This window comes from Paenirhodobacter populi, assembly GCF_004022215.1.
Classification (GTDB): Bacteria; Pseudomonadota; Alphaproteobacteria; order Rhodobacterales; family Rhodobacteraceae; genus Rhodobacter; species Rhodobacter populi.
In genome coordinates, this window is the sequence record NZ_SAUZ01000037.1 from 20,975 (window position 1) to 28,393 (window position 7,419).

Below are 7,419 nucleotides of genomic sequence, written 5' to 3' on the forward strand. Positions count from 1 at the left end.
GCCTTCGGCCAATTCACCCCCGGGATATTTATGGAAGAATGAAGGGAGGAGGCGCGCGCGCGTTCAGACGTCAGCGCCCCTTGGACATCTGCACCGCGAGGATGCCGCCCGCGATCACCGCGACGCCCAGCAGGTCCGCCGGGCCGAGGCGCTCGCCCAGAACGGCGGCGGCGATCGCCACGCCGAAGAACGGGTTGAGGAAATGGAAGGTCGCGGCCTTCACCGCGCCGATCTGCCCGACCAGCCGGAACCACACCCATGTCGCCAGCACGCCGGGGATCAGCGTGGTGTAGATGAAGGCCCAGATCAGGCGCGCGCTCCAGTGGATCGCGGTCCAGTCCTCGGTCAGGGCGGAGGCGGCGAACAGCGCCGCGGCGCCCACGAACATCTGCAGCCCGACGATCATCAGCACATTGCCGCCCGAGGCCGCGCCGCGCACCGACAGCGTGGCGACCGACAGCGCCAGCGCGCCCGCGAAGCACAGCGCCACGCCGACCGGATCGACCCCGCCCGACAGCCGCGCGCCCATGATGATGCCGACGCCGATCACCCCGGCGATCAGCCCGATCAGGCCAAGCGGCCGGATCCGGTCGCGGAACACGATCCAGCCGAGGAAGGCCACCATCAGCGGCATGGTCGAGGCGATGATCGACGCGACCGAGGCCTGCACCCACTGCATCGCGATGAAGTTCAGACCCAGATAGAGCGCGTTCTGGCAGATGCCGAAGATCACCGTGGATTTCCACTGCGCCCGGCTCAGATGCCAGCTCTGGCCCATGGCGGCGGCGATGCCGCAGGCGATCAGCCCGGAAAACAGGAACCGCAGCGCCAGCGCCAGCATAGGCGGCGCATCGGCGACGATCATCCGCGCCGAGGTGAAGGCCGAAGACCACATCAGGGCAAAGGCCAGCCCCATGCCGATCGCGCGCAGATCCATGTTTCTGTCCCGAAAACGAACAAGGGCCGCCCCGTGGGACGGCCCGTCGGGTGACGCCCCGCGAGGGCGGCCCGGTCAGACGTTCACGCTGTCCTTCAGCGCCTTGGCAACGGTGACCTTCACCTGCTTGTCGGCGGGCTTGGTCATGGTCTCGCCGGTGGCCGGGTTGCGGACCTGCCGTTCCGGACGCGCCTTGCACGAAACCTTGCCGATGCCCGGCAGGGTGACGGCGCCGCCCGAGGCGACTTCGCTCGTCACCACGGTCGCGATCGCGTCAAGGGCCGTCGTGGCGGTCTTCTTGTCCGAGCCCATCGCCTCGGCGAGAGCGGCCACAAGCTGGGTCTTGGTCATCGGTTTCGACATCTCAAATCCTCTTGTTCGCCCCGGTGGCCCAGGGTCATCTTTCCCGCGTCGCGGTTTTTTCGACCCACCTCTAACACACGGTTTTTTCCAGCATGGCAAGAGAGATTGTGCAAGTTTTGCGCCCGTGAGCCGATTTCCCCCGCGGAGCGCGGCGCGAAATCACCGGAGGGCGCACGGGGGCGCCGCCCCCTCGCGCGTTCCGCGTGTTCGAAGGGCACCGGAACGCCGCTTTTCCCGGCTCACCCCGGAATATTCGTGAAAAGACCACGGACGAAAAGCTCCTTTCAAACCGCCTCTCGTGGAAAGATCCGAAGGCGGCATATATGCTTCGGGCGCGCGATCCAAAGGTATTTGAAACGCCCCTTCTCCCCTTCATTCTTCCATAAATATCCCGGGGGTGAATTGGCCGCAGGCCAAGAGGGGGCTGGCCCCCTTTTCCCCCTCCACGCGCGCCCGGCTACCGGTCGGGCGACGCGCTCAAAGAAACGCCGTTTCCTCGAAGCTGCGCAGCTTGCGGCTGTGGATCCGTTCAAGCGGCATGTCGCGCAGCTTTTCCATCGCGCGGATGCCGATCTGCAGATGGCTCGCCACCTGGGTGCGGTAGAATTCCGTCGCCATGCCGGGGAGCTTCAATTCGCCATGCAAAGGCTTGTCCGACACGCACAGGAGCGTGCCGTAGGGCACGCGAAACCGAAACCCGTTCGCCGCGATCGTGCCGCTTTCCATGTCCAGCGCCACGGCGCGCGACAGGCTCAGCCGGTGGACCGGGCCGGACTGGTCGCGCAGCTCCCAGTTGCGGTTGGCGATGGTCGCCACCGTGCCGGTGCGCATGATGCGCTTGAGCTCATATCCCTCCAGCTGCGTGACCTCCTGCACCGCCTCCTGCAAGGCGATCTGGATTTCCGCCAGCGCCGGGATCGGCACCCAGACGGGCAGATCGTCGTCCAGCACGTGATCCTCGCGCAGATAGGCATGGGCCAGCACGAAATCGCCAAGCGACTGCGAATTGCGCAGCCCCGCGCAATGGCCCACCATCAGCCAGGCATGCGGGCGCAGCACGGCGATATGGTCCGTCGCGGTCTTGGCGTTCGAGGGGCCGATGCCGATGTTCACCAGCGTGATGCCGTTCCCGTCCGGGCGCTTCAGGTGATAGGCGGGCATCTGCGGCAGCTTGGTCAGCAAGGGGATCATCGCATCCGCGGCCGTGATCTCATGGTTGCCGGGGGCGACGAAGCTTGTGTAGCCCTGCGCCGGATCGGCCAGCATGGAGCGTCCGACCTTTTCGAATTCATCGACGTAGAACTGATAGTTGGTGAACAGGACGTGGTTCTGGAAATGCTCGGCGGCGGTGGCGGTGTAATGGCTCAGCCGCGCCAGCGAGTAATCCACCCGTTGCGCGGTGAAGGGCGCCAGATGGCCCGATCCGTCGGGATTGGGCTTTGCCGTGCCGTTGACGATGTCGTCGTTCATCGTCGCCAGATCGGGCACGTCGAACACGTCGCGCAGCGAGAAGTCCAGCACCCCTTCCTGCGGCACCATCACCCCGGGCTGCGAGGCGACGGCGAAATGCACCGGGATCGGCGTGGCCGAGGGGCCGATCTGCACCGGCACCTGATGGTTCTTCAGCAACAGGCCGATCTGCTGAACCAGATAGTTGTGGAACAGGTCCGGCCGGGTGATCGTCGCGACATAGGTGCCGGGGATCGGCAGGTGGCCAAAGCTCAGCCGCGCGTCGGCCTTGATATGCGAGGGCACGGTGATCCGCACCTCGGGGTAGAAGGCGCGATAGCGCGCCGTGGCCCGGCCCTCGGACAGGACCAGGTTGAACTTTTCGATCAGATAGGCGACGGCATCGTCGTAAAGCCGTTCGAGCCGCGCCACGGCGGCTTCGGCATCGGTGAACAGTTCGGGGCCGCACAGGTCGGGGCCATGCGTGACAAGCGGTTCATTCATCTGGGAAATCCGTATATTGCCCCGCAAGCGGATCGGGGCGGGTGCGACCGGCTGATGTCCGGGGCGCGCAATGCCCCTGTCCGGTCTGTGTTTTCGATCTTCTTCATGGACATGGCGCAGCCTGCCACCGGGATGGCCCCGGCGCAAGTGATGTTGTGATGACGGTGATTGTGGGGCGGGCGCGCGGGCGCTAACCTGCGGGCATGGAAACCAGCGATCAGACACCCGCCGCGAAACCGCGCGTCACCATCACCTATTGCACCGGCTGCAACTGGCTGCTCCGGGCCGGCTGGATGGCGCAGGAGCTGTTGCAGACCTTCACCGAGCAGTTGGGCGAGGTCGCGCTGATCCCCGGCTATGGCGGCGTCTACGAAATCCGTGTGAACGGCGAACTGATCTGGGAACGCAAGCGCGACGGCGGCTTTCCGGATGCGAAGGAGATCAAGAAGCGCCTGCGCGACGTGATCGAGCCCGGGCGCGATCTGGGCCATATCGACCGGAGCGGCGCGTGAAGACGTTGCTGTCGATCGGCCACGGCTATTCGGCGCAGGCTCTGGCGCGGGTGCTGTTGCCGCAGGGCTGGCGGATCATCGGGACGACCCGCTCGGCGCGGACTGCCGCGCAGATCGCCGCGACGGGGGTGGAGCCGCTGATCTGGCCGGGCGAGGATCTGCCCTTCGATCAGGCCACGCATCTTCTGTCCTCGGTCGCGCCGGACGAGGCGGGCGATCCCGTGCTGCGCGCCTGTGCCGGGCGGATCGCCGCGGCGCGGTTCGACTGGGTGGGCTATCTGTCGACGGTGGGCGTCTATGGCGACCACGACGGCGGCTGGGTGGACGAGGATACCCCGCCCGCCCCCGCGACGGAACGCGGCCGGGCGCGGATCGCGGCCGAGGCGGCGTGGTCGGCCGTGCAGCCGGTCCATGTCTTTCGGCTGGCCGGGATCTACGGGCCGGGGCGTGGGCCTTTCGCCAAGGTGAAGGCCGGCACCGCGCGGCGGATCGTCAAGCCGGGTCAGGTCTTTTCCCGCATCCATGTGGATGACATCGCGCAGGTGCTGGCGGCCTCGATCGCCGCGCCGCATCCGGGGCGGCTGTACAATGTCTGCGACGACGAGCCCGCCCCGCCCGAGGATGTGCTGGCCTTCGCGGCGGAGCTGCTGCATCTGCCGGTCCCACCTGCCGAGGATTTCGCCACCGCCCGGATGAGCCCGATGGCGCGCAGCTTCTATGCCGAGAACAAGCGTGTGCGGAACGACCGGATCAGCCAGGAACTGGGCGTCCGGCTACGGTATCCGGATTATCGGGTGGGGTTGAGGGCGCTGGCTTTGGCTGGGGCTTAGCCGGGATCGTTGCGCGGGCGGATGGGGGGGCAGGGGGCCAGCCCCCTCGGCGCAAGCGCCTCACCCCCGGGATATTTATGGAAAAACGACGGGAAAGGCGCCGCGCGGAAATGCGTTTCAGGCCGGGGCGGCGGCGTTCATCGGGCGTTCGCGCACCGGCAGGTGGACGATGGCCGAGAAGGCGCCGACGCCGACGCCGATCCACCAGACGGCGGTATAATTGCCGTAGATGTCATAGAGCCGCCCGCCCAGCCAGACGCCGAGGAACGCGCCGATCTGGTGGCTGAGGAAGACGAAGCCATAGAGCGTCCCCATGTAGCGCAGCCCGTAGATATAGGCGACCAGACCCGAGGTCAGCGGCACCGTCGCCAGCCACAGCGCCCCCATCACCAGCGAAAAGACCAGCACCGTGGCGGGTGTCATCGGCAGCATGATGAACAGCGCCGCCGCGATGGTCCGGCCCAGATAGATCAGCGCCAGAAGGTATTTGCGGCTCCATCTGTTGCCCGCCCATCCGGCGGCGATGGCGCCTGCGATATTCGCCAGCCCGATGACCGAGATCGCCACCGCGCCCAGTGTCGATTGCGTGCGGATGCCAAGCGCCGCGAGCATCCCCGTGGGGTCGATGGCGCCACACAGTTCGGTCACCATGGCGGGGAAATGCGCGGTGATGAAGCCAAGCTGATAGCCGCAGGAAAAGAAGCCGATGAAGATCAGCGAGTAGGTCGGATCACGGAAGGCGCGGCTGAGCACGGTGCCCATGCTCTCGGCCAGTTCGGCGCGGGTGGCGCGGGCAGGCGCGCGCAAGAGCGGCAGGGCCAGCAGGCTGGCGAGGATGACGCCCGCGAAGACGATGAAGACACCCTGCCACGGCATGAAGCCCAGCAGGATCTCGGCCACCGGGGCGCCGAAGACCTGCCCGGCCGATCCCGCCGCCGTGGCGACGCCAAGCGCGAGCGAACGGTTCGCATCCGAACTCGCCCGTCCGACGACGGCGAGGATCACGCCGAAACCCGTGCCCGCGACGCCGAAGCCCACGAGGATCTCCAGCAGGTCGTGCTGCCACGGCTGCACCGCGAAAGAGGACAGCACCAGCCCCGCCGCATACAGCAGCGCCCCCGCGACGATCGCGCGCCGGTCGCCGAATTTCTCCGCCAGCGCGCCGAAGATCGGCTGACCGATCCCCCAGGCCAGGTTCTGGATGGCGATGGCGAGGCTGAACTCGGCCCGCGGCCAGCCGAATTCCTCGGCGATCGGGATCTGGAATACGCCGAAGGAGGCGCGGATCGAGAAGCTGAGCAGAAGGATGATGCAGCCGCCGATCAGGACGGGGGTGAAAAGGCGGGTCATGGTCTGTCCTTGACGCGAAAGGCGGACCTTCATTCGCCACCAATGCCGCGCGTCCGTCAATCGGGCCATTGTGCCGGAAACAATCAGGCGTCTTGCACCCGGCGGGGCAAAGTGGTCGGATGACGCGACGCCATCCGGGCGTCGGTCTATCTCCCCAAGAGGCATAGCATGGCCAAGCCGGTCCCCGTTTTCGATGGTCACAACGATTTCCTTCTGCGTCTGCTGCATGCGCCCGAACGGCGCGAGGAGCTTTGGCTCAAGGGGACGGAGGAAGGGCAGCTCGACCTGCCGCGGATGAAGGCGGGCGGTTTCGCGGGCGGCTTCTTTGCGATCTGGGTGCCGACGCCTGAGGCGGTGGGGGGGACGGTGGATCTGGGCGCGCTGGACCGGGCGATGAACAACCCACCCTTCGCCATGCCGCTGCCGTCCGAGGTTCCTTACGAACAGGCGCTGCCCGTCGCCATGGCCGAGGTCGGGCATCTGCTGTGGATGGAGCGCACCGGCACGCTGTCGATCTGCCGTTCGGTCGCCGATATCCGCGCCGCGATGGCGGCGGGCAGGATCGCCGCGATCCTGCATATGGAGGGGGCCGAGGCGATCGGCACCGACCTCGATGCGCTGCATGTCTGGCACGCGGTGGGGCTGCGCTCGCTCGGACCGGTGTGGTCGCGGCCGACGGCCTTTGCGCATGGGGTGCCCTTCGCCTTTCCGTCCTCGCCCGATACCGGCGACGGGCTGACGGCGGCGGGCAAGGATCTGGTGCGGGAATGCAACCGGCTGAAGATCATGCTCGACCTCAGCCATCTGAACGAGAAGGGATTTGACGACATCGCGGCGATTTCCGATGCGCCGCTGGTCGCCACCCATTCCAACGCCCATGCGGTGACGCCCTCGTCGCGCAACCTGACGGACCGGCAACTGGCGATGATCCGTGAAAGCCGGGGCATGGTCGGGCTGAACTACGCGGTGGGCTTCCTGCGGCCCGACGGGCTGGGCACGGCGTTCGAGGGCTGGGATCCGGTTTTGCGCCACCTCGATCATCTGATCGGCCAACTGGGCGAGGATCATGTCGGCCTCGGCTCGGATTTCGACGGGGCGACGATGCCCGCCGATCTGCGCGACGTGGCGGGGTTGCCGCGGCTGCTGGACGCGCTGCGGGCGCATGGCTTCGGCGAGGAACTGGTCGAGAAGATCGCGCACCGGAACTGGCTGGCGGTGCTGGGGCGCGTCTGGGGGGAATAGAACTCTGGAGCGCAGCGCGCGCCCGCCCGCCCTTTCGTGTTTCCATAAATATCCCGGGGGTGAGCGCGGACCGCGCGAGGGGGCTGGCCCCCTGCCACCCTCTCCTCTGCCGGTTCACGCAGCCTTGGTTTCGCAACTGTGCGGAAATCCCGAGTGCCGCCTGCGGATGGGAAGAAAAGGGGGCCAGCCCCCTCTTGGCCTGCGGCCAATTCACCCCCGGGATATTTATGGA

7 protein-coding genes are annotated in these 7,419 nt (G+C 67.0%); 3 read left to right on the top strand and 4 right to left on the bottom strand.

The genetic code is table 11. The annotated features are described in order from the left end of the window. Positions 1 to 70: 70 nt before the first annotated feature. The 3 genes from D2T30_RS20865 to D2T30_RS20875 form a co-directional block, all read right to left on the bottom strand. Positions 71 to 937, bottom strand: a complete 867-nt coding sequence (locus tag D2T30_RS20865) for a DMT family transporter (protein WP_128210397.1) — start codon at positions 935 to 937, stop codon at positions 71 to 73. 75 nt (positions 938 to 1,012) lie between these two features. Beyond that, positions 1,013 to 1,300, bottom strand: a complete 288-nt coding sequence (locus D2T30_RS20870; protein WP_128185033.1) for an HU family DNA-binding protein — start codon at positions 1,298 to 1,300, stop codon at positions 1,013 to 1,015. Between the two features lie 477 nt (positions 1,301 to 1,777). Next, on the bottom strand, positions 1,778 to 3,253 hold the full coding sequence (locus D2T30_RS20875) for an AMP nucleosidase (RefSeq protein ID WP_128185035.1): 1,476 nt from the start codon (positions 3,251 to 3,253) through the stop codon (positions 1,778 to 1,780). Between the two features lie 203 nt (positions 3,254 to 3,456). On the opposite strand from D2T30_RS20875, the gene D2T30_RS20880 reads away from it, so the two are divergent. Then, positions 3,457 to 3,765, top strand: a complete 309-nt coding sequence (locus D2T30_RS20880) for an Rdx family protein (protein WP_128185037.1) — start codon at positions 3,457 to 3,459, stop codon at positions 3,763 to 3,765. Then, the gene (locus tag D2T30_RS20885; RefSeq protein ID WP_128210398.1) at positions 3,762 to 4,595 is read left to right on the top strand and encodes an SDR family oxidoreductase; all 834 of its coding nucleotides are present in this window, start codon (positions 3,762 to 3,764) and stop codon (positions 4,593 to 4,595) included. The genes D2T30_RS20880 and D2T30_RS20885 overlap by 4 nt, the downstream gene beginning before the upstream one ends. 117 nt (positions 4,596 to 4,712) lie before the next feature. Here D2T30_RS20885 and D2T30_RS20890 read toward each other — a convergent pair whose 3' ends face one another. Further along, positions 4,713 to 5,945, bottom strand: coding sequence for an MFS transporter (locus D2T30_RS20890; RefSeq protein WP_128210399.1), 1,233 nt, complete (start codon positions 5,943 to 5,945; stop codon positions 4,713 to 4,715). Positions 5,946 to 6,113: 168 nt separating this feature from the next. Here D2T30_RS20890 and D2T30_RS20895 point away from each other — a divergent pair, with 168 nt between their 5' ends. Next, positions 6,114 to 7,187, top strand: a complete 1,074-nt coding sequence (locus D2T30_RS20895; protein WP_128210400.1) for a dipeptidase — start codon at positions 6,114 to 6,116, stop codon at positions 7,185 to 7,187. Positions 7,188 to 7,419 lie beyond the last annotated feature (232 nt).